Annotated in this window: 16 protein-coding genes and 1 pseudogene; 10 read left to right on the top strand and 7 right to left on the bottom strand. The window is 40.4% G+C overall.

The window, feature by feature from the left end; translation table 11 throughout:
• Positions 1 to 400 precede the first annotated feature (400 nt).
• Positions 401 to 2455, top strand: coding sequence for an autotransporter outer membrane beta-barrel domain-containing protein (locus AAC853_RS08905; RefSeq protein ID WP_340614332.1), 2055 nt, complete (start codon positions 401 to 403; stop codon positions 2453 to 2455).
• 229 nt (positions 2456 to 2684) lie between these two features.
• Positions 2685 to 4667: an autotransporter outer membrane beta-barrel domain-containing protein gene (locus AAC853_RS08900; RefSeq protein ID WP_338885449.1), complete on the top strand. Its 1983-nt coding sequence runs from the start codon at positions 2685 to 2687 to the stop codon at positions 4665 to 4667.
• Positions 4668 to 4821: 154 nt separating this feature from the next.
• Here AAC853_RS08900 and ychH read toward each other — a convergent pair whose 3' ends face one another.
• Positions 4822 to 5097: a stress-induced protein YchH gene (ychH, locus tag AAC853_RS08895; protein WP_338885448.1), complete on the bottom strand. Its 276-nt coding sequence runs from the start codon at positions 5095 to 5097 to the stop codon at positions 4822 to 4824.
• A gap of 262 nt (positions 5098 to 5359) precedes the next feature.
• Between ychH and pth the strand changes: the two genes are divergently transcribed.
• From pth to AAC853_RS08875, 4 genes are all read left to right on the top strand, one after another.
• Positions 5360 to 5950, top strand: coding sequence for an aminoacyl-tRNA hydrolase (gene pth, locus AAC853_RS08890; protein ID WP_340614331.1), 591 nt, complete (start codon positions 5360 to 5362; stop codon positions 5948 to 5950).
• A gap of 213 nt (positions 5951 to 6163) precedes the next feature.
• On the top strand, positions 6164 to 7255 hold the full coding sequence (gene ychF, locus AAC853_RS08885) for a redox-regulated ATPase YchF (protein ID WP_099132307.1): 1092 nt from the start codon (positions 6164 to 6166) through the stop codon (positions 7253 to 7255).
• Positions 7256 to 7524: 269 nt separating this feature from the next.
• Entirely contained in the window at positions 7525 to 8493 is a 969-nt protein-coding gene (locus AAC853_RS08880) for an AraC family transcriptional regulator (RefSeq protein ID WP_340614330.1), read from the top strand.
• Between the two features lie 80 nt (positions 8494 to 8573).
• Positions 8574 to 9152: an NAD(P)H-dependent oxidoreductase gene (locus AAC853_RS08875; protein WP_340614329.1), complete on the top strand. Its 579-nt coding sequence runs from the start codon at positions 8574 to 8576 to the stop codon at positions 9150 to 9152.
• A gap of 897 nt (positions 9153 to 10049) precedes the next feature.
• Here the strand turns inward: AAC853_RS08875 and AAC853_RS08870 are convergent.
• Positions 10050 to 10880, bottom strand: a complete 831-nt coding sequence (locus AAC853_RS08870; RefSeq protein WP_340614328.1) for an alpha/beta fold hydrolase — start codon at positions 10878 to 10880, stop codon at positions 10050 to 10052.
• Between the two features lie 335 nt (positions 10881 to 11215).
• Here AAC853_RS08870 and AAC853_RS08865 point away from each other — a divergent pair, with 335 nt between their 5' ends.
• The 3 genes and pseudogenes from AAC853_RS08865 (at position 11216) to lhgO (ending at position 15476) form a co-directional block, all read left to right on the top strand.
• Positions 11216 to 12250 (top strand): TAXI family TRAP transporter solute-binding subunit, encoded by a 1035-nt coding sequence (locus AAC853_RS08865; RefSeq protein WP_340614440.1) that lies wholly within the window; start codon positions 11216 to 11218, stop codon positions 12248 to 12250.
• A 73-nt stretch (positions 12251 to 12323) separates the two neighbouring features.
• Positions 12324 to 14294, top strand: coding sequence for a TRAP transporter permease (locus AAC853_RS08860; RefSeq protein ID WP_340614327.1), 1971 nt, complete (start codon positions 12324 to 12326; stop codon positions 14292 to 14294).
• Positions 14287 to 15476: pseudogene (gene lhgO / locus AAC853_RS17830) on the top strand (L-2-hydroxyglutarate oxidase). Before AAC853_RS08860 ends, lhgO begins: the two are co-directional and overlap by 8 nt.
• A 72-nt stretch (positions 15477 to 15548) precedes the next feature.
• Here lhgO and AAC853_RS08845 read toward each other — a convergent pair.
• The 3 genes from AAC853_RS08845 to AAC853_RS08835 form a co-directional block, all read right to left on the bottom strand.
• Complete coding sequence (locus AAC853_RS08845) at positions 15549 to 16490, bottom strand: omptin family outer membrane protease (protein ID WP_338885440.1); 942 nt, start codon at positions 16488 to 16490, stop codon at positions 15549 to 15551.
• Between the two features lie 252 nt (positions 16491 to 16742).
• Positions 16743 to 17312, bottom strand: coding sequence for a HutD/Ves family protein (locus tag AAC853_RS08840; RefSeq protein WP_340614324.1), 570 nt, complete (start codon positions 17310 to 17312; stop codon positions 16743 to 16745).
• A 126-nt stretch (positions 17313 to 17438) separates the two neighbouring features.
• Positions 17439 to 18860: an aminotransferase-like domain-containing protein gene (locus tag AAC853_RS08835; RefSeq protein ID WP_338885436.1), complete on the bottom strand. Its 1422-nt coding sequence runs from the start codon at positions 18858 to 18860 to the stop codon at positions 17439 to 17441.
• Positions 18861 to 19231: 371 nt separating this feature from the next.
• On the opposite strand from AAC853_RS08835, the gene yegD reads away from it, so the two are divergent.
• Positions 19232 to 20584 carry a molecular chaperone gene (gene yegD, locus AAC853_RS08830; RefSeq protein WP_340614323.1) on the top strand — a complete coding sequence of 451 codons (1353 nt, stop codon included), beginning with the start codon at positions 19232 to 19234 and terminating at the stop codon, positions 20582 to 20584.
• A 271-nt stretch (positions 20585 to 20855) separates the two neighbouring features.
• Here the strand turns inward: yegD and AAC853_RS08825 are convergent, their stop codons facing one another.
• Both AAC853_RS08825 and AAC853_RS08820 read right to left on the bottom strand, forming a co-directional pair.
• Entirely contained in the window at positions 20856 to 21566 is a 711-nt protein-coding gene (locus AAC853_RS08825) for a class I SAM-dependent methyltransferase (RefSeq protein WP_340614322.1), read from the bottom strand.
• A 21-nt stretch (positions 21567 to 21587) separates the two neighbouring features.
• A complete protein-coding gene (locus AAC853_RS08820; protein ID WP_340614321.1) occupies positions 21588 to 22790 on the bottom strand; it encodes an MFS transporter in 1203 nt (400 codons plus the stop codon).
• Between the last annotated feature and the right edge of the window lie 4 nt (positions 22791 to 22794).

Genomic DNA, 22794 nt, shown 5'->3' with positions numbered 1-22794 from the left:
ATTTCTTTACATCACACAACAGTATCTGAAAACAGGTATTATTTCTTCTCTAAAAAAATAAATTATCCTAATAGATAAGCTACCAATATCCAGGAATGAAAGAGATAATTTTTCGGTTGGCTATTTTATGTACGCACTTAGGCGTTAAATTTTTTAAGATCACATTTTTCATAAAAAGATGCAATGCAACATGGAAGTTCAATAACCTGAAACCATAATTAATCGTAGGCAGCCGTTACCAATAAGTCAGCTGTCTTATATGGGTTTATCTCAATATTAAACATATCAACATCTCTAACCTACTGAGGAAGAGTTGCGGGATGCTTTTTGCCCAAAAACCCGCTTTTCTAAAGACAAGATGTTGATTAATAGCAAAAACTACTTTTTAAGGAGAGTGCCAATGAAAAAGGCATTTTTATTTACACCTGCACTGTTAGCGCTTTCAATCAATGCTATTTCTAATGCTCATGCTTATGATCAAGTCTATGTCGGTGGGGGGGATAGCCTGAGCGATGGTGGGAATATAGGGCGATATATGTCAGATGGAGAAGATAATCCGTTATATCTTGAAGAATTCTCTCAAAACATTATGAATATTAAGCCAACACCATCCAAAGATGGTGGCACTAATTATGCCCAAGGTGGTGCGACGGCTCTTAAACAATACAGTAAAGACGGTTTTAATACGCAAGATCAGGTAGATAACTATCTTAATGCTCATAATGGAAAAGCTGATCCTAACGGCATCTATATTCATTGGATAGGGGGTAACGACCTTGCCAAAGCTTTGGAAGAGGCAGCGAAAGAAAAAAATCCACTACAAGCTCAAAAAGTTGCCACTGACATTGTCATCACCAGCGCTACCGCAGCCGCAAATCAAATCAATCAACTTGTCAAACAAGGTGCTGGGTTAATTATTGCTCCAACCGTTCCTGATGTAAGCACTACACCTAGATTTCTAGAAACATTGATTAGGCAAGCTATAATTCGTCAATCTTTAGAGTCTAAAGGTATTAAAAATCCTGAAGTTTATGACAATCTACCTGAAGACCAGAAAAATCCCATCGAACAAAAAATCAATGGCACTTTGAAATTAGTTCATGATGGCATTAATACATATCTTACTCCTAATAGTGATTACCGCCGTCAAGTGCTTGAAGGGACACTGAGAACAATTGCAGAAAAATCGTATCCAGATAACGCCGCCAAGGCTACAGAAACCTATGAAAAACTTCTCGCTGCCTATGATGATGCAAGTCAAGGGGCTACAAAACTCACTGATATATATAATGAGCTAGTCGACAAATTGATTAGCGCAGGAAACGGCAATATCTTACGTGCCGATATCAATGGATTACTACGTGAAGTGATCGCTAACCCTATGATTTATGGCATCCAAAATACATTGGGTTATGCTTGCGAGCAAGGTAAAAGCGCGGCTCAATGCTCTTCCAAGGATCCCAACTTTACTAAAGACAAAGAATTTTTATTCTCTGATTCTTTCCACCCAACCCCGTTGGGACACAAGATAATGGGACAATACATTACCTCTATTTATAATGCCCCATCACAGGTAATGACATTGAATCAAGTCAACCGCGCACCAGTGAAAAGTGCCCTCTCTTCCCTTGATGGTCATCTGCAACAACTGCGTAACGGTGGCAACGAACAAGGTAAAGTCGGTGTCTTTGGTGGCTACACGGGTAACCAAGATAAAACCTTTACACTGGGTAGCGATTATCAGCTGATAGATAACCTGCTATTGGGTGCAATGTACTCTAACTATAAAGAGGAGCGCTCACCGATTGCTGACTTCTCTTATGCAGGCCGTGGTCATGTTTTGACAGCGTATACATTGTGGAACTATTACAACAATGGTTGGTTAAGCGGTGACTTCCATTATTCACGCACTAACTATGATAGCCTGACTCGTACCATCCAGCTTGGCGAAGCGACGCGCAGGGAAACCGGTTCTACCACAGGTAAACAATGGGGCGCACGCATTACCGCTGGTTGGGATATTCCTGTTACTCACTATCTGACCACCAGCCCAATCATCCAGTATGCCTGGGATAAAGGTGAAGTTGATGGCTACCGTGAATCCGGTAACAATAACACTTCCATGCATTTTAGTGATCAAGACTACACTTCTAAAGTTGGCACCCTGGGTTGGCGCATAGATACTAAATTAGGTCGTTTCAATCCTTACGCTTCTGTCCAGTTTAATCACCAATTTGGTGATACAAGCTACAAACTGAGCAGTGCCATTAACTCCACCAAAACTTCCTTTGTGCAGGAAAGTGGTAAACAGAGCACAAACTGGCGTCAATATACAATCGGCGTGAACGCAAACCTGATCAATAACCTACGCGGATTTGCTTCCGTTACCCGCAATGACGGCAATAGCCAAGATCCTAGCTACAATTTCAGCTTAGGTATCAACGCAAGTTTCTAAGAAAACATTTATTCAGGGACGCAAGGCAAAATGACTGCCTTGCGTTTTTGTTAATTATCACACAAACATTAACGTTCTGTTTAATTTTTGTATATGCAATTGCAAGTAGTATCGAACTGAAATAATCAGAGAATCAGCCATTAACCCAAGAAAAATGAGCAAGTGCCTTTTTAAATCAAGGTATTTTGGCTGGCATGAAAATAATGCGCTGTTTTTTCAGGAGAACTACATGAAGAAAGCACTCTTTTTAGTATCAGCCACCACTGCACTATTCGTTAACCTCATGACAAATGCTTATGCCTATAACAATGTATATGTTTTCGGGGATAGCTTAAGTGATGGCGGGAATATCGGCAGATTTACAACAGATGGCAAAGACGCTGAGCTATATGATGAATACATAGCCCGAAACCTTACTGGCAAAAAAATAATACCCTCTGAGGAAGGTGGAACCAATTATGCGTATGGAGGAGCAACCGCTAACGGTTCTGGTGATCCTTTCTGGGATTATTTTGCACACCCAACAAAGAAACAGCTTGATGACTATTTGAAAGCACACTCTGGACGGGCTGATCCGAATGGTTTGTACATACATTGGATAGGCGGCAATGATGTAAAGGACGCTCTGCAAGATTTAGCGAAGGGCGATGAAAAAGCAGCGCAACATCGTATCAATGATAGTTCTGCATCCGCAGCATCGCAGATCAATCAACTCATTAAGGCTGGCGCAGGGTTAATTATTGTGCCTAATGTCCCTGATGTTGGGACAACCCCCAAAATTATGGAAGCCGTGCTTCAAGGCGCTTTAAAAAAAAGCAAAATACCCGATGACAAAATCGCCCAAATTCTGAAACAAGCCCACGAAGCCATCAATAAATACCCCACACCGAATAAGGAAATCAGAAATAAAATCCTCCAGGGCGTTTTTAAAAAGATTGCTGAGGGTGCTTCTCCCCAAGATCCAGAAGCCGCGAAAGAAATTTACCGCCAATTACTTGATGCTTATGATAATACCAGCAAAATTGCTTCCCAATTTTCCGACGAATTTAACCAAAACGAAGAGAATCAACTCATTCACGGCAATATCCTGCGTGCCGATGTCAATCATCTCTTAAGGGAGGTTATTGAAAATCCGACCATTTATGGTATTGCTAATACCCTTGGTTATGCCTGTCCACAAGGTACGAGGGCTGATCTGTGTTCTTCTTCCCAGCCTGGATTTGATAAGAGCCAACCCTACTTATTTTCCGATGACCTCCACCCAACCCCTTACGCACACAAAGTCATTGGCCAGTACATTATGTCTATCTACAACGCCCCTTTACAAGTGATGGCGTTGAACCACATCAACCGTACCCCAACCACAACTGCGCTAAGCTCACTTGACGGTCACCTACAACAGCTTCGCAATGATCATCAGGCCAAAGGTAAAGTTGGTGTATTCGGGGGTTATACCGGCAATCACAATAATACCCTCACATTGGGTAGCGATTATCAACTGACGGATAATTTAATTTTGGGAGCCACAATTTCACGTTATAAAGATGAACAAAATGCAACACCTAATTTCAGCTATGCGGCTACAGGTCATGTCATAACCGCTTACACACTCTGGAACTACTATGGTAATGGATGGCTGAACGGTGATGTCCATTATTCACGTACCAATTATGACAATCTGTCACGTTCCATTCAGCTTGGTCAAGCCATTCGCAGGGAATCAGGTTCAACGATGGGAAAACAGTGGGGTTGGCGGATTACAGCAGGCTGGGATATTCCCATTACTCACTATCTGACCACCAGCCCAATTATCCAATATGCCTGGGACAAAGGGGATATTGACGGCTATCGTGAAACAGGTAACAACAGCACTTCCATGCACTTTGCGGATCAACGCTATCATTCCAAAGTTGGCTCGGTGGGCTGGCGAGTAGATACTAAACTAGGCCGCTTCAATCCTTATGCCTCTATCCTGTTCAATCATCAATTCGATGACGAACGCTATACTCTTCGTAGCGCAATCAATGCGACCAAAACAAGTTTCGTTCAACCGGGAGAGAAACAGAATAGAGATCATATCCAATATACAGTCGGTATTAATGCCAATCTGACCAATAATTTTCACGCATTTGCCGCCGTCTCACATGAAAAAAATGATAATGAACCGAATCATGACTACTATTTCAACCTCGGTTTCAATGTCAATTTTTAATCTACGTGTTACCTTTCAAGTTGCTCATTATAATCATTGTTTCTCCTCGCTTCGCGGGGAGAAACAATATGCATCTTGATGTGAGATGGGTATACACTGAACATAACTAATAAGGATAAGGCGGTAATGGTTACCGCCTTATTTAAAATAATAATCACAAATGTCGATGTTTTTTACGGCAACAACGTTCATCGTAATTCTTCAACCACCAATACTTATCAGTAACCTGTTCTCGGCCGCCAACACTGGCTCCTACCAACCAAATAAATGCGCCAACAAACAACCCCATTAATGAGAGGCTTATCAAAATCTCAGAAAGGCCAAAATTGAAGATATGGCTAAGCAATAGATAGGCTAAACTAATGAACATTGCCGCCATTCCTGCTCCCATAAGAATATTACCAAAAATAAAAGCCTTTTTACGTCTCATGGCCAACCTCCAATACTTTTTGTGAACGCTAATTTGCAAATGCAACGAACGCAAAAGCACGAAAGTAGATATCTTCTTTAAAATTAATTATAGCCTTATTATATGAAAGGTTATTGCGGTGGTGATCACAAGCTGTACAAATTTAAGCCTGATTTTTTACATTCCATCACAATAACCTTTGTTAAATGAATTTTGTACTCAAGCCTTGAGGTAGGTAAACTAATCCCCTTTTTGTTCTATTTCCAATAAGCGAAATTAAACCGTGAATAACATAAAATTAATCGTTGGCCTGGCAAATCCTGGAGCTGAATATGCACAGACCAGACATAATGCTGGAGCATGGTTTGTCGACTTGTTAGCGCAACGCCATAACCAATCTCTGAAAGAAGAGAGTAAATTTTTTGGCTATACTGCCCGTATCAACATGAATGGGCAGGATATTCGTTTACTGGTACCCACCACTTTCATGAACCTTAGTGGTAAATCCGTTCTTGCCCTGGCTGGATTTTATCGTATTCAGCCAGATGAAATCTTGGTTGCACATGACGAGCTGGATCTGCCGCCTGGGGTAGCAAAAATGAAACTGGGTGGCAGCAATGGCGGTCATAATGGCCTAAAAGACATTCAGAACAAATTCGGAAATAACCCTAACTTCCACCGTCTGCGTATCGGTATTGGCCATCCAGGCGATAAAAACAAAGTCGTAGGCTTTGTCCTTGGCAAGCCGCCTGCCAGCGAACAAAAACTGATTGACGATGCCATAGATGAAGCGTTGCGCTGTACTGACATCCTGATTAAAGATGGCATGAACAAGGCAATTAATCGCCTACATGCCTTTAAAGCCAGCGCTTAACCGGGAGTGCATGGCGGATCGGGCTATTGCGTGTATAATAGCGCCAATTTTGTAAACTGACCGACAAGCCTATTCTTGTTGGTTTATACCAATCTAACTTCAAGATGCGAGTAATTTCTCCCCGCTCCGCGGGGAGAAATTAAGTTTCATAGAATGTTGTAAATGGCAACTTGAAGTTTAATACGTATATAAGTGATTTAAGGTGATAAATATATGGGATTCAAATGCGGTATCGTTGGCCTGCCTAACGTTGGGAAATCTACATTATTCAATGCGCTGACCAAAGCAGGTATCGAAGCAGCAAACTTCCCGTTCTGCACTATCGAACCAAACACAGGTGTTGTGCCGATGCCAGATCCACGTCTCGAACAGTTGGCTGAGATTGTTAAACCACAACGCACCCTGCCAACTACTATGGAGTTCGTCGATATTGCCGGTCTGGTAAAAGGTGCTTCAAAGGGTGAAGGCTTAGGTAACCAATTCCTGACCAACATCCGTGAAACAGAAGCAATCGGCCATGTAGTACGTTGCTTTGAAAACGACAACATTGTCCACGTTTCTGGTCAGGTTGATCCTGCCTCTGATATTGAAGTTATCAATACAGAACTGGCGCTGTCGGATCTGGATACCTGCGAGCGCGCTATCCATCGTATACAGAAGAAAGCCAAAGGTGGTGATAAGGACGCTAAAGCAGAACTGGAGGTCTTAGAAAAATGCCTTCCACACCTTGAACAAGCGGGTATGCTGCGCGCTTTAAACCTGAGTGCGGAAGAGAAAGCGATTATTCGTTATCTGAGCTTCCTGACTTTGAAACCAACCATGTATATTGCCAACGTCAATGAAGACGGTTTCGAAAATAACCCGCACCTTGATACCGTTCGCGCCATTGCTGAAAAAGAAGGCTCCGTTGTTGTTCCCGTTTGTGCAGCGATTGAAGCCGATATCGCTGAGTTGGAAGACGCTGACCGCGAAGAATTTATGGCGGAATTAGGTCTGGAAGAGCCAGGTTTGAACCGTGTTATTCGTGCAGGCTACCAATTGCTGAACCTGCAAACCTACTTTACTGCGGGCGTGAAAGAAGTTCGTGCCTGGACGATCCCTGTGGGTGCAACCGCCCCACAAGCGGCGGGTAAAATCCATACTGATTTTGAAAAGGGCTTTATCCGTGCCCAAACTATTTCGTTTGAGGATTTCATCACTTACAAAGGTGAACAAGGGGCGAAAGAAGCGGGCAAGATGCGAGCTGAAGGGAAAGATTATATCGTTAAAGACGGCGATGTGATGAACTTCTTGTTTAACGTCTAATTTGCTTTTGTTGTTTCACAGCCTCTCAGGGTGATTCGTGAAGGCTGACAAACTCATTAAAATCCACGCAATGGCGTGGATTTTTTTATTTTTATAATTTGCCTTTCAGGGATATGCTGCATAACACTCTAATAATCATGGCTTTGATACGCATTAAACTTCAAGTTGCCATTTACAACACGATATGAAACCTGATTTCTCCCCGCTTCGCGGGAGAAATCATAGGCATCTTGAAGTTAGATTGGTATGTATAAGTAAGGAAATGAACAATGAGTGTCTCGAATCAACAACCCGATAGAACAGAAATTGAAATCCAGCTACAGCAACTGGCTGGCAAAGTAGCCAAGTTAGCGTCCCCCAATACACACGCTGCAAAAACAGCAATTCCTCAATTGACACTCTGCTACTTGGAACAGCCAATCGAACCAGTTAGTTGGCTCTATGAACCCAGTATTATGGTTATTGCCCAAGGGACGAAGCGGGTAACGATTGGTGATCGCTCATATTGTTGCGATCCCCAACAACTCTTAGTGACTTCGACAAATATCCCCACCATTACCCAGATTTGCACCGCATCCAAAGAAAAACCCTTTTTTGCTTTGATGTTAAAACTGAATATTCAGGAAGTATCAAGATTAATGGTTGAAAATAAGGTCACGATAAAGCAGCAAACTCAGGATACATGTGGATTGGCCGTAACTTCTGCTACAACAGATCTTTTGCTCTGTTTTAATCGTCTATTGGCTATATTAAGCACACCGGAAGATATTCCCGCCCTTTTTCCTCTAATATATAAAGAAATCATCTATCGGTTACTGAAAAGTGAATTGGGAGGACGTTTACAACAAATGGCGACCCAGGAAAGCCCAAGCCATCAAATCAGCCATGCGATTCAATGGCTAAAAGAACACTTTGCTGATCCGGTTAACGTCGAACAACTGGCCAAAATCGCCAAAATGAGTCTTTCTTCTTTTCATCATCACTTTAAGGCTGTCACTTCTATGAGCCCATTACAATACCAAAAATGGCTGCGTTTACACGAAGCAAGGCGCATATTACTGACCCAACACCACAATGTGACAACAACCGCCTTTCAGGTTGGCTATGAAAGCACTTCCCAATTCAATCGTGAATATAGCCGTCTTTTTGGTGAATCTCCCTGCCGAGATATGAAACGGTTTCGGCTAACCCACCAGGAGAAGAAAATAGATATTGCCGGAGCATTGGGCAATAATTGACAATAAATAGGCATACATTCAATCAAAACCAGTTCTAAGATAATCCTCAGTTTATCAAAAGAATAAAACAGAGGATTATTATGGGCCATATTTTAGTTATCAATTCAGCCAAAATTTTTGATGAATCGAAAGGAGAGCTGAATAATGCCTTAACCGAAGTTATCAAAGAGCACCTGACAGAGATCGGTCACAAAGTTCAGGTAACACATGTGGATAAAGGTTATGACATTCCCGCAGAGGTGGATAAATTTCTTTGGGCGGATCGTATTATTTACCAGATGCCGGGTTGGTGGATGGAAGCACCGTGGATTTTAAAGAAATATGTCGATGAGGTTTTCTCGACCGGCCGCGGTGCCTTGTTTAAGAATGATGGGCGAACCCGTGATGATCCTACCAAAAAATACGGTTCAGGTGGCCTGATACAAGGCAAGGCTTATATGTTTTCGGTAACCTGGAATGCGCCACTGGAGTCATTTGAAGATCCCAAACAATTTTTTGAAGGAAAAGGCATTGACAGTGTTTACCACCCTTTCCATAAGGCAAACCAGTTTTTAGGTATGTCTCCAATACCCACATTTGCTTGTTATGATGTGATAAAAAACCCACAAATTTCTCAAGACATTCAACGACTGAAAAAACATTTATCCGCATTTTTCTAACTGTTGATTTATTTTCTATACCAATCGCCTTTCAAGATGCGCCTTATATCTTCCCGCTACGCGGGGAGATATAAAAAATTACATTGACTTGCAAGCTACAACTTAAAATTCATTGGGTGTATACCAAGTGGATTATTATCCCTTCCAAAATCATTTAATCAAAATGAAAAAGTAACATCATGAATTATCACAAAAGAAATAAAACATTTCCTTAACGTTATTTAATAAATAAATTCATCCAAAATAATTTTCTTATCTCTTTTGCACTCATTTTCCCCATAAAATAATAAAAAACAAATTGTTAAAAAATCGTAAATAAAATATCAATGCAATAAAAAAATCAATAGTAAAAAACACGGAACACTTGTAAAAATGAGCATGTTGACGTCAATACTAGTTCTAATGTCAACTCTGTTTATACATAATTTATCGTTATGCTTTTATTCATGTTAACCCCTAATTCTATGAGGTACAGATCATGAAAAGAAAATTAGCTGCTTGTATACTCTCATTATTCGTAGGAACAATCATTACAACTAACGCAAATGCGTTCTTCTGTAAGCTTTTTAATGACGATGTAAAGGCAACATGCGACGGTTATTGTAATTTAATACCTGATAGTAGTGTTAAACTTAAAGCCGCTAAGCTATTTTGCTTGTAACAATAACTTAGTATGACACTGTAAAAAAACAAAGATATTCTTGTTTTTATTTAATCATATTCTAGCCTGAATTTTGTTGTGACAGTAAAAAACTGAAGTTAGAATAGAGATAACAGTGAAGATATGTCATTATAAAATATAATAGAGGGAGCACTTTCACGTGTTTTATTAAATAAACATGTAATAAAAGTCTCCCGCTATTATTTGTCATAATCAATGAGTTACCACATTTGATTTCATTGAAAATCCTTAAGGAATTCAATTAAGATAGAATTAAATAATTCCGGTGTTTCCCAGAACGGGGCATGACCAACTCCCACTAAATTAACTACCTTCCCTCTCCAAAGATTTCGGTAACTTAGACCATTAATATAGTCAAAATTAATATAGGGATCATCTGCCCCATTAACAATCGCTAACGGGATTTGGCTGGTTTCGGCCAATAACTTTTGATCTGTTGCTTGGGGGGAAAGAAAAGCCTCAAACATATACTGCCGTGCCAATCCCTCGGTTCTTATCACGGCTTCAATCATAAAAGGCTCATGAGGGGTATTAACACCATAGATATCAGATACAAAAATTTTGATATCCTCCTCAGTAAATTCCGCCTTGCCGGCGAGTCCCAAACCAGGACGGAAGCCAAGCGCTACATTATCTGCACCGACGGATACTGGCGGCGTACCGCAAATCATTAAGCCAATCATCTTAGGGAACAACGCCAACATTTCTAACCCAATATGTCCACCTAATGACCAACCAAATACCACCACTTTGTTAATACCTATTCTTTCTAATACCTCAATAACCGTATGTGCATAACCAGGCATTGAATATGCCTGACGTGGATCACTGGCATTAGATGATGAACCATGCCCTGGCAAATCTAACACCAAAACCCGATACTTCCCTTTTAACTGGTTAATTTGGTGACGAAATATTTCTTTACAACTTGAATTACCATGAATTAATAAAACGGGTAATCCACTACCACCAGTATCTATTACCGATATATTGGCATAACGGGTTCGGATATTATGGTGATGAATATGCTGATGTGGAGTAATCATTATTTATCTCCTCAAGAGTCAATAACAGATTGGTTTAAAGAAATGTTAGAAATTTCGACTGATCGACTAAATTGAGATTACCTTAACGTTAATATAAATTTTATTTATAAAAACTGATTTCTTTATTCTCTGCAATATATATAGTGCGCTTCTCTCACTTAAAATCTATCAGTGATTGTATATTTTTTGCCTATTTTTTAGGTATACAAAACACCTATCACAAATTTTCAACATCAAACTCTGAACCAGATAAGTAATGTTGTATACAAGTGAATGCAAATATTTAACATTTATTACACAACTCATCTGGTAACCACATTATGACGATAAAGAATATGGCTTCCACACAAGTAAAGCGCCTATTGACAGCTATTGCTGTCATTGCTCTGGTCATCATGGCCATAACAGGCAAAATAGAAAATGCCAATAAACGTTTTCTCTCCGTTGCTACAGCTTCTACAGGCGGAACTTACTATCCAATGGGAGTCGGCCTGGCCAATGTCTGGAGTCACCATCTAAAACAGGAAAATATTCAGGTTACAGGGCAATCTTCAGCCGGTTCGATTGAAAATATTGATCTACTCCAAAAAAATGAAGCCCAACTCGCGATTTTACAGAGTTTAATTGCTGTCGAGGCCTATCAAGGTGTCCGAAGTTTCAAAAACCATCCTTATCAGGATCTGCGTTCTATCTCTGTTCTTTGGCCAAATGTTGAACACTTTATTTTAGTCGACGATAAGGTCAAGGATGGCACGCTAAACGATATTGCCGGAACACGTTTTTCTGTAGGACCTCAAGCCAGTGGTACTGAACAATCTACCCTGATTATTCTGCAAGGTGTCAATCTCAGCAAACAAAAGATTCACCCAGAATATCTCGGCTATGGCGATACCGTTTCAGCCATGCGGGACGGCCGTCTTGATGGCGGCGCCTTACCTGCGGGTGTCCCCGCTTCAGCAGTCACCGATATGTATGCCAGTGGTGTTCCTGCCCGCATTCTCAATGTGACAGATGAACAACTGAAAAAGATTAACGCTATTGCCAACTCATGGTTTCGCTTCATCATAAAACCAGAAACTTATCCACGCCAAAAACAGCCTATCCACACGATTGCACAACCCAATATTCTGATGACAACCCGCAAAATAGATGAAAAAACCATCTATGAATTAACAAAAGTGATGTTTGAAAACCAGAAGGAAGTCCATCAGATCCATAGCTCCGCAAAATACATTCTGCCTGAAAACGCATTGAAAGGTGTTTCCGTACCATTACATCTTGGGGCATACCGGTATTATCGCGAAATTGGCCTGAATATTCCTGACTATCTTGTGCCACCAGAACTTAAATCGACAAACAACCAACACTGATTTTTGACCTGAAATTATAAGGCCTAACTTAATTTTCCCAGCATGTTATTGACCATAATATTATGGAGTCGCAATGAACACTGATAATGTAACGCCATCCACAATGGAGCAGGATAAAGAAGCAGGATCAAGCAACCGCCAATTACGCGATTTCTATTCGAAGATCACGATAATACTTGCCATCGCTATTTCCCTTTATGCTATCTATTCCAACGCGTTATCCAATACGCAGGAATTTTATCGTAATGCAACATTTCTCGCTGGCATTCTGGTATTGGGCTTTATTCTGTTTCCGATTTCCAAACGTCATGCAACAGCCAAATTTAATTATTGGGATTACCTGTTTATTCTGCTCACATTAGTCAGCTATGGGTATTTTTATTTTACTTACACTGACTTGCATGTTGTACGCAACAGCATTCCCAATACCACAGATTATGTGATGTCCGTCATTGGCATCGCTGTACTCTTTGAAGCAGCAAGGCGTACAACCGGCTATTTCATACCGGGTATCTCCCTTTTTGCCATCATCTACGCCCTATTCGGTAATTATTTCATGGGTATTTTCGGTCATGCCGGATTTTCACTTGAACGTCTGTTATTCCGCTTATTTATGACCAGTGAAGGCATTTTCGGCATTACCCTATCTACAGCATCAACAGCTATTATTGTTTTTATCTTGTTTGGTGCATTCTTAAGTGCCAGCGGCGCGACGGCATTGTTCAATGACCTCGCTATGGCAATGGCTGGACGCCGTCGTGGTGGCCCTGCCCAGGTTGCGGTCATCTCCTCTGCCCTGACGGGTTCACTGAGTGGCAGTGCTGTCGCCAACGTTGCTACAACCGGAACCTTCACCATTCCCCTGATGAAAAATATCGGCTTGTCTCCCCGTTTTGCCGGCGCTGTCGAAGCCGCGGCATCAACAGGCGGCATGATCATGCCACCGATTATGGGGGCAGCCGCATTTATCATGGCGGGTTTCCTGGGCATTTCTTACACCACGATTGTAATTGCCGCCATTATTCCAGCACTGCTCTATTATGCCGCCCTGATTATTGCTATTGATCTGGAAGCCAAAAAACAAGGATTGAAAGGTGTCAGCAAGGAAAATATTCCCCAAGTCAAAGCGGTACTCAAAGCCCGTGGCCTATTATTGCTGCCACTCTTTATTGTGATTGGAACCCTATTGACCGGGAAAACACCGATTTATGCCGGTTTCCTCGGTATTATCGCGATTATTATTGCAAGTTGGATCACACCCGATACTACCGTTCGCATGACTCCCAAGAAAATCGCGGCGGCCCTGAATGAAGCGGCTCGCGGGGCTATTCAGGTGACTGTCGCCTGTGCAGCCATTGGCGTTATTATCTGTGTTGTCACCATGACAGGTATTGGATCGACCCTCGCTTTCAATATCGTCTCCCTGACCAACAATACCCTATGGATGATCCTGCTGGTTGTCATGATAGTTTGTATCGTCCTCAGTATGGGGCTGCCTTCGACTGCCTTGTATATTGTTGTTGCCGTGACGGTGTCACCGATATTAATCAAAGCAGGCGTTTTACCCTTAGCGGCTCACTTCTTTGTTTTCTGGTTTGGTGCACTTTCCAATATTACGCCACCTGTCGCACTCGCCAGTTACACGGCTGCTAGCATTGCCCGTGCAGATCCAATACAAACTTCATGGAGCGCGGTTTATCTGGCTCTGCCCGGTTTTATCATTCCCTTTATTTTGGTGTACAACCCGGCCTTATTGATGCAAGGTGATGATTTAAACTTCCTCTCCATTAGCTATATGATCCTGACTGCACTGATTGGCATCTATTCACTTTCTGTTGCCAGTGCTAATTTCTGGATGTACAAAACCCATTGGCTAGAAAGAATTCTCTTCGCCATTGCCGCGATCCTGTTAATCAAACCAGGGATACTCACAGACCTGGCCGGAATAGTACTGATTATCGTGGCAGGAACCCTGCATTTCTTACGCAATAAATTGGAACGTGTAAAAAACAAGCATAATGAGGAACCCCCTAAAAATGTATGATGTGATTGTTATTGGTGCGGGATTGGTCGGGCTTGGCACCGCTAATGCCTTACAGGAACAGCATCCACACTTACGCTTGCTGATATTAGATAAAGAAAATGGCGTAGCTGTACATCAAAGCGGCCATAATAGTAACGTTGTGCACTCCGGCATTTATTACACACCCGGCAGTTTAAAAGCTCGACTGGCGAAACAAGGCAACCGTACGATATATGAGTTCTGTCAGCAGCATGGCTTATATTACGACCGTTGCGGTAAGGTGATTGTCGCCACACAACTCAAGGAGCTTCCCTTGCTGGAAAATATCTACCAGCGAGGCTTAAAAAATGGCCTTGACGTCAGCCATCTTTCGCAAGCCCAATTGAAAGAGCGCGAGCCTTATGTCAACGGCCTTGAAGCGATATTGGTGCCGGATGCAGGGATTGTGAATTACCCAGAAATTGCAGCCAAACTGGCTGAAATTATTCAAACCCAAGGGGGGGATATTTATTATCAACAGCAAGTCCAGGGTATTCATGAACATGGTGATTATGTTGAGGTACAAACTCAGCAAACCCATTATCAGGCAAAATGGCTGGTGAATTGTGCTGGACTGCACAGTGACAGAATTGCCAGGTTAGCCGGCTATAAGACAGATATGAAATCGTTCCTTTCCGCGGTGAATATTATGTGCTGGACAGCAGTAAAAATTATCTGGTTAATCATCTGATTTATCCCGTACCTAACCCTGATTTCCCTTTCCTCGGCGTTCACTTTACGCGGATGCACAATGGCAAACGCGATGTTGGCCCGAATGCAGTATTAGCATTTAAGCGTGAGGGATATAACAAAACAGATTTTAATTTACGGGATTTAGCAGAGGTACTGACTTACAAAGGATTTTGGAACATCGCCACACGTTATTTCTGTGAAGGCATGGCAGAAATGCGGCGTTCTTTTTCTCGCCAACTTTTTACCGAAAATGCCCGCCAGCTTATTCCTGATTTGCAGCCGGAAGATATCACACCAGGTCCAGCCGGTGTACGTGCGCAAGCACTCACCGCTGATGGTAAATTAGTGGATGATTTTCACTTTGTGAAAGGCCGCCGTTCACTGCATGTCTGCAATGCACCTTCACCGGCCGCCACGGCTTCGATGGAAATTGGCAGGGAGATTGTGAGGCGATATTTCACTGAACTGTAAGAGTTGGCCTGTTTTTTTAAACTGACAGATACTGCAACAATGGTAACTGTCAGTGATTTCATTATAAGAAAATTAAAAATGGTACTGTAATCCAAGATCAATACTGTAATTTCGGTTTTCAATTCCGACAGAATTATCACCTAAATCTTCGGTGTAGTCAGCATCATAATAGATGAGCCTAGTTTGACCTTTACCTTCGCGATATTTATTCCAGGTAAATGCTGTATATACCTTCGTATTTTGAGTTAAATAATAACCGGCATCTATACTAGCACCAAAATAACGCACCTTATCAGATCGCTGAGGAAGCGTTAAACGACGCATATAGTGTTCATCGTTACCCCAGGCTTTTACCCACGGGCTATATTTTAGTAAAAGGTTAAATTCAAAATCCTGATAACGGTACTGCCCGGTTAACCCAATATAAGGCAGGCTATATTTTTGTTTATAGCCAACGCCAGCCATCCCGGCGGGAAATTCTCCGATATCAGCGCCATTATTATAGACATAATGACCACCATGTGACGTCCAACTGAAACGTGTTTCTTGATAACCCAATACCGCCCCTAATTTGTAATTGGATTGTTTAATTAACCAACCTGCGGCATTTAAATCAAATTCATTGGCATCGTTTAGAGAAGTATCTGGGCTGGATGACCAATGGGTCCAATGACTCTGGTTGACATCGAGCCAATCGTAATCAACCATTTTGCTATTGCGTGACGATAACCTAACCCAACCTCCCGCACTCACAGTTAGCCTATCAAGTGGATCCCAAGAAACTTTGCCTCTGGCAATTAGAACGTCGCCAATTTTCCAATTCAATTGACTACTTTTGTATTTTGGATCTTTGGAATATCCATAGAGATGTTCGTTAGATTCTCCTTTTAACCAACCAAGTCCAAGCACAAAAGATACGCTGCCATCGTACCAATCCAATTGTGATAAAGCAGGTTCTGCCATAATCCCAAAAGAAAAGGTCAGTAATGGAGTAGCTATCAAGATTTTTTTCATAATTATTAATAACCTTACCGGAGTGTGAATTGAGTTTTCATAATTTTTGTTACCTTGATGGCGATTCATCTTGGGTATATTACTTTTACCGTTATATACCTATAGATTAAGATTATACTCTTTTAGTTATTTTTCATTTTTAGGTAAGTTTTTTTAACCAAAATTTTAAATAATTTTTTTTAATCACATAAAAATCAACGGCCTACTTTATAGCAGATCATTGATTATATTAATTTTCAATGATTATCCCATTTATCCAATCGGACGTAAGTCAATCCACAAAAGTTTACTATCCGCAATCAATGGCTTAATTACCCCTTCCCGTATATCCGGTAACCACCACGCACCTTGACCAAAAGCAAGCTGGACACAATTCGCGCCTGTCATTTCCCAACGCCCTTTTAAAACATAAAGTACACCACTGTGTGATGTTGGTAGTAAACGTTCATCAGAAATCACAGAAACCTCAGAAGCCCAACATGAACGGCGAGTCATGATATTGAAACACTGAACAGAGCCATCCATTAATTCCGCATGGGCCAAAATATCGCCTGAAAAATTAAATGGGGTCATCTTTTTCACCAATTCGTGTTCCAGAAAACCTGGACTGGTTAAGCGGATACCCTTTCCTTTTAATAAAATGATTGAACATTCAACATCAGGGAATTGCCCCAATACCCCACTTTGATGGACAGTCGTAAAACAAGCTCTCCAGGCAAAATCATCAGACACAGGCCAGCAAACAATATCCCTTGTTTCGCCTTCCCCTCCAGACCATTGCACCCTTGGTAATGTTGCATAATCGAAGCATTTCATTTTCATCCCACTCCCTCACCGCTTTAAGATTTTATTTACAGCACTAAAAGATAACTAGTGTCAACTTGTTAACAGAAACATTGGCAAATAATTTCTCTTACGACAATATTGAGATAGTTGAAATGTGATTGATTACCCGCATTCTTTTAAGAGCATATGGCACATATTCCCCAATTCTTTTACTGCCAAGGCATGTGTTTCATTCCAGGCAAATGAAGTATTTAAACGAAAGGCATGATCAAACTGGGCGCTAGTGGAAAACATACTACCCGGTGCGATGCTAATATTCCTTGCCAATGCCAGTTGATAGAGTCGATTGGCATTAAACGGTGATTCGAACTCCAGCCAAAGAAAATAACCCCCACGCGCGCTATTGACTTTCACTGATTGGGGAAAATATTCACTGATTGCCCATAGCATCCGATTTTGCCGTTGTTCCAATAACCGCCTCAATCGACGCAGGTGATTGTCATATTTTCCCTGCGCCAAATAGTCCGCAATCGCCAACTGTGTCGGTGTACTGGCAGAGACCGTACTCATCATCTGTAATTGCTGAATTTTCTTCGCATGTTTACCTGCTGCAACCCAACCTACCCGATAACCGGGAGCAAGACATTTTGAAAATGATGAACAATGCATGAAATTATTTTCTGTATCCCATGCTTTTATGGGGGCTGGAGGCTCCTGCTCGAAATACAATTCACCATATACATCATCTTCAATCAAGGCGATCTGGTTTTGGTTCAAAATCTCGACTAATCGCTGTTTATTTTCAGGTGGCATTGTGCTGCATAGCGGATTTTGAAAACGCGACATCAACCAACAAGCTTTTATTGGATATCTTTGCACAACTTCTTCCAAGGTATCCAAATCAATGCCTGTATGGGGATCTGTCTTAATGGCAATGGCTTTCAAACGTAACCGCTCTATCGCTTGCAACGCCCCATAAAAAGCGGGCGATTCAATCACTACCCAATCCCCTGGCGAAGTGACAGATTGCAAACTGAAACTTAATGATTCCATGGCCCCAGCAGTAATAACAATTTCCTCAGGGGAAACATGAATACCGTGGGAAGCATAGCGACGGGATATATTACGTCGTAACTTTTCATTACCTGGAGGTAAATTTGCCAGCGAACTGTGTGGCACGAAACGACGAGCAACTGAAGCCAATATTTTTGATAATTTGGGGTCGTCCAATAAAGAAGGATCGGGAAATGCCGAACCGAAAGGAATAATTTGCGGATCTTTGCATGCCTGTAATACATCAAATATGGATGCATTGATCTCCACATTTTCACTTAAATTGAGTCCCTTCCCCCCTTTTGCTGCCGCAAATGTTTTTAATCGAGTAGCAACATAATACCCTGATTGTGGGCGTGCCACGATCCATCCCTGGCTTTCCAGTAATTGATAAGCTTGTAGTACCGTCATCAAACTCAAGCCCGACGATTTCACGGATTCCCGCAGTGATGGTAATCTATCACCTACTTGCCAAATATCGTCCTCTATCTGTTGGCGGATCAATCCAGCCAATTGTTCGTAACGTGTCATATGTCTGGCCTTTGTTTAAATTGTTATAGGTATAGAATGAAAAATTACCAGTATTATACTTGGTATTTTCTGAAACAGAAATCACTCTATGATTAGAATGAATAAATTTACCTGAAAAAGATAACTTCCATATCCCAATAATTAAAAATTGCCTAATAAACAACGCATATTAATTAATGCTATTTTCGATACTGTTAATAATAAATTTATTATTAACACCCTCCTTCTCTATGGTTTTGGAGTCATACATTCTAAGAGAAAATAATGAATCATTTCAGTCTTTATGATTACTCTATCTATTATTCAGCACTAATTTAAGATAGCATCTGCTCCCTTTTTAAAGTTTTCTACGATTAAATATGAGGAAACCTATGTTCATCGGTTTTGACTATGGCACATCAAATTGCGCAGTAGCAGAAATGATCGGAGATACGCCACAGCTCATTGCTATTGAGGATGATAACTTCTATATGCCTTCAGCTCTGGCGGCACCGACCAGAGAGTCTGTTTCCGAGCACTTATTTCGCCACTGGAATATCAAACCAACTAATCAAACAGGTGAGCAATTACTTCGTAGCGCTATCACAGCAAACCGAGAGGAAGGCATTGAACTTTTGCCAGGCGATCTCGTCTTTGGGCAAAAAGCACTCGCTCAATATTTGGAAGATCCTCAAGAGGTTTATTACGTTAAATCGCCAAAGTCTTTTCTGGGTGCAATGGGATTAAGAGATACTCAAATCAGTTTTTTTGAGGATCTAGTTTGTGCCATGATGGCAAATATCAAACAACAAGCAGAAGCCAATAAACAGCAAGTTATCAACGATGTTGTCATTGGGCGTCCAATCAATTTTCATGGGCGTGGTGGTGATAAATCGAATCAACAAGCTGAAGAAATCTTACTGAATGCGGCCAAACGGGCAGGTTTCCGCAACATTGAATTCCAATTTGAACCCGTGGCAGCAGGCTTGGAATATGAAGCCACATTAACAGAAGATAAAACGGTATTGGTTGTCGATATTGGTGGCGGAACCACAGATTGCTCAGTTATCCAAATGGGGCCAAGCTGGAAAAATCTATCTGAGCGCAATGAGAGCTTACTGGCGCACACAGGTCAACGCATCGGGGGAAATGATTTAGATATTAATCTCACCTTTAAACAACTTATGCACCCTTTTGGATTAGGCAGCAAAGTCTCTTCAGGTATTGACATGCCCCTGACGCAGTTCTGGAACCCGATTGCCATCAATGACATACAGGCTCAGAAAGCATTCTACTCTCGCCAGAATTTAACGACATTAAAATCCTTGCACAGAGATGCCCAAGAGCCAGAAAAACTCGCCCGTTTATTGAAAGTACACCAAGAGACGTTAGGATACAGCCTGGTTCGCAGCGCAGAGGAAGCCAAAATTGCACTTTCAAAACGGTCTGAGTATGGCGTTAAACTTAATTTATTAACAGAGGTTATTGAAGTTAATATTCAGCGTGATCAGATGATTACGGCAATCGAATCCACTAAAGAGAAAATGGCAAAATTGGTGAGTGAAGCCGTGGCACAAAGTGGAACTCAACCAGATGTGATATTTATGACAGGAGGCTCAGCCAGTTCCCCTATTCTGCGTCAGGAAGTTGAACAAAAATTGCCGGGTATCCCGCTGGTTGGCGGGAATTACTTCGGTTCAGTAACAACAGGGTTGGCACGCTGGGCAAAAATTTGTTTTGCGTAATAGACATAAGCAGACTCAATGATACTGAGCCTGCTTTAATACTACCGATAATTTTTTGCTCAGTCATGTTCTTCCAGCTTAAATAATAGGAATATCACTAACCTATTTATTCTTAGGGTTAATTTCTACATCAAACAGTGCCATAGTAATAAACTTCACCCTGTTTTTTAAAGAGACAAATTAGTTTCATTATCGCTATACACATTAAACTTTAAGTTGCCATTTACAACAGGATATAAAACCTAATTTCTCCTCGCTACGCGGGGAGAAATTACACGCATCTTAAAGTTAGATTAGTATATCTATTTTTAATATTATTGATGTTATGATTGTTTTTCTGGAATATACATAAATAATTGGGTAGTGGAAAATTGTCCCGAATATAACGTTCCAGATAATACAAACTAAATTTATTCTGAAGAAATAATCCCATAATTTCCGAAGCACTAAACTCTTTTCCTAATCTACCATCCTGATGGAGATAAACGTTCCCTTTATCTTGATTTTCATCTTCTGTTGCAAAAATACTAATAGCAAAAAATCCCTCATCTTTTAAACAACCATAAACTTTCTCCAAATAAATCAGATAAAGTGACGGATGTTGATGATGAAAACAGCCATTATCCAGAATGGCATCAAACTTTTCAAATATAATATTATTATCAAGAAAATTACCATGCTTGAATTCAATATTGAGCAAATCATAATCAATGAAATCAAAACTATCAATGATATCAAGAGCTAAAACTTTATGACCTTGATCAGCAATGACCTTAGATTCTAACCCTCTACCGCAACCAATATCCAATACTGATGAAGCATTTTTCAACAAAGACAAAAGCTTTAATGTTGTTTTTCGGCTAGCTTCTGCTCCAGACCAACTATCACGCCCCTCTTTGTAATATTGTTTAAAACTGCAATAAAGTGTTTTTTCGTATTCTTCCAATTCTGGAAGGTGTTGTATAATGTCACTCTTTTTCATAGAGAATAACCTTAATCTATTTTATTTAGATTCATTACGGTAAAGAAAAATAAATATAATAACAACGACAGAGATAAAAAGATAGAAATACGCTAAATAGGTTAACGCAATATGAAATCCATTTTTTTCGATCATGACGCCGATAAATGGTGCAAAAATCATAACAGAAAAACGTTTTATAAGACTTAATACTGAATTTAAAGAGGCAATCATTTCACCTTGATATGAACGATTGATAGCATCCACTATATAAACTTCAATTAAATATTTGACAACTTCTAATAATAAGATCCCAATAATAAAGACAAAAACTACATTATTAATTAACAAGAAGAAAGAACACAGAGTTAATAAAATTATGAATATTAGTGTCTGTTGTATAGAAAGTGATAATATTTTTTTAGACAATAATTTCGTGATAATAATCCCTCCTCCACCTAATCCACCAATGATTAAACCTATGTACTGAATTTCAAATTTTTTACTCAATAAAAACATCTGGGCTAGATTTGAAGATTGGCTAACAATAATATTAAACATTCCAGATAAAGAAAATAAAAACAAAACCAACCCTTTATTCTTCGGAAAAGAAAAAAAACCTTTAAAATTAAACGCAATAGAATTATTGATTTTTTTTGTTTTTTGTTTTTTGTTTGTTTCTCTGTTTATTTCTTTAAATCTTGAATCATTAGAGATAAATGAAAATATTAATGCAGGTGTACAGGCAACTAAACCATTAATCAATGCTGCCAACTCCATTGAATATTTCGCAATCCAAGAGCCAAGAAAAATAGAAATATAAAAACTAAAATTCCCCCATTGATAAATGTTAGAAATAAAATCTGTTTTTTTTCCTTGAGATAAATATGAACGATAAATCACTGATACATTGGTTCCAGAATAAAAGCTATTGGCTAACCCAATAAACCAGGCAATCATCATTGGGACAAAGCCTTCCATTGCCCAAGCCATAATACCACCAATACCTTTAAATATTCCCGCTAAAACCAAAGCCTTTTTAATACCAAACTTATCTGTGAATAAACCACTGGGTACTTGCGTAATAACAATAGAGAATGCTAAAACGCTTTGAATGAAAAACACTTCACTGACTGACAACCCTTTATGGGTTAAAAATGGGAAAGAGATACCATTTAACAATAAACACCCCCAAGGAATGGAAGCAAGTCTAATTAACTTGACATCTTTTAAGCTATAATTCACATTA

It is taken from the genome of Xenorhabdus thailandensis, assembly GCF_037996785.1.
GTDB classification, from domain to species: domain Bacteria; phylum Pseudomonadota; class Gammaproteobacteria; order Enterobacterales; family Enterobacteriaceae; genus Xenorhabdus; species Xenorhabdus griffiniae.
The sequence above is the reverse complement of the archived record's forward strand: the minus strand, read 5'-3'. Positions and strand labels throughout refer to the sequence as shown.

Excerpts from the sequence above, each read along its gene's own strand:
- AAC853_RS08870 (WP_340614328.1), bottom strand. The coding sequence starts at position 10,880 with ATGATTACTCCACATCAGCATATTCATCACCATAATATCCGAACCCGT.
- yegD (WP_340614323.1), top strand. The coding sequence starts at position 19,232 with ATGTTCATCGGTTTTGACTATGGCACATCAAATTGCGCAGTAGCAGAA.
- ychH (WP_338885448.1), bottom strand. The coding sequence starts at position 5,097 with ATGAGACGTAAAAAGGCTTTTATTTTTGGTAATATTCTTATGGGAGCA.
- AAC853_RS08840 (WP_340614324.1), bottom strand. The coding sequence starts at position 17,312 with ATGAAAATGAAATGCTTCGATTATGCAACATTACCAAGGGTGCAATGG.
- AAC853_RS08860 (WP_340614327.1), top strand. The coding sequence starts at position 12,324 with ATGAACACTGATAATGTAACGCCATCCACAATGGAGCAGGATAAAGAA.
- AAC853_RS08875 (WP_340614329.1), top strand. The coding sequence starts at position 8,574 with ATGGGCCATATTTTAGTTATCAATTCAGCCAAAATTTTTGATGAATCG.
- AAC853_RS08905 (WP_340614332.1), top strand. The coding sequence starts at position 401 with ATGAAAAAGGCATTTTTATTTACACCTGCACTGTTAGCGCTTTCAATC.
- AAC853_RS08845 (WP_338885440.1), bottom strand. The coding sequence starts at position 16,490 with ATGAAAAAAATCTTGATAGCTACTCCATTACTGACCTTTTCTTTTGGG.
- AAC853_RS08865 (WP_340614440.1), top strand. The coding sequence starts at position 11,216 with ATGGCTTCCACACAAGTAAAGCGCCTATTGACAGCTATTGCTGTCATT.
- AAC853_RS08900 (WP_338885449.1), top strand. The coding sequence starts at position 2,685 with ATGAAGAAAGCACTCTTTTTAGTATCAGCCACCACTGCACTATTCGTT.
- ychF (WP_099132307.1), top strand. The coding sequence starts at position 6,164 with ATGGGATTCAAATGCGGTATCGTTGGCCTGCCTAACGTTGGGAAATCT.
- AAC853_RS08835 (WP_338885436.1), bottom strand. The coding sequence starts at position 18,860 with ATGACACGTTACGAACAATTGGCTGGATTGATCCGCCAACAGATAGAG.
- AAC853_RS08825 (WP_340614322.1), bottom strand. The coding sequence starts at position 21,566 with ATGAAAAAGAGTGACATTATACAACACCTTCCAGAATTGGAAGAATAC.
- AAC853_RS08880 (WP_340614330.1), top strand. The coding sequence starts at position 7,525 with ATGAGTGTCTCGAATCAACAACCCGATAGAACAGAAATTGAAATCCAG.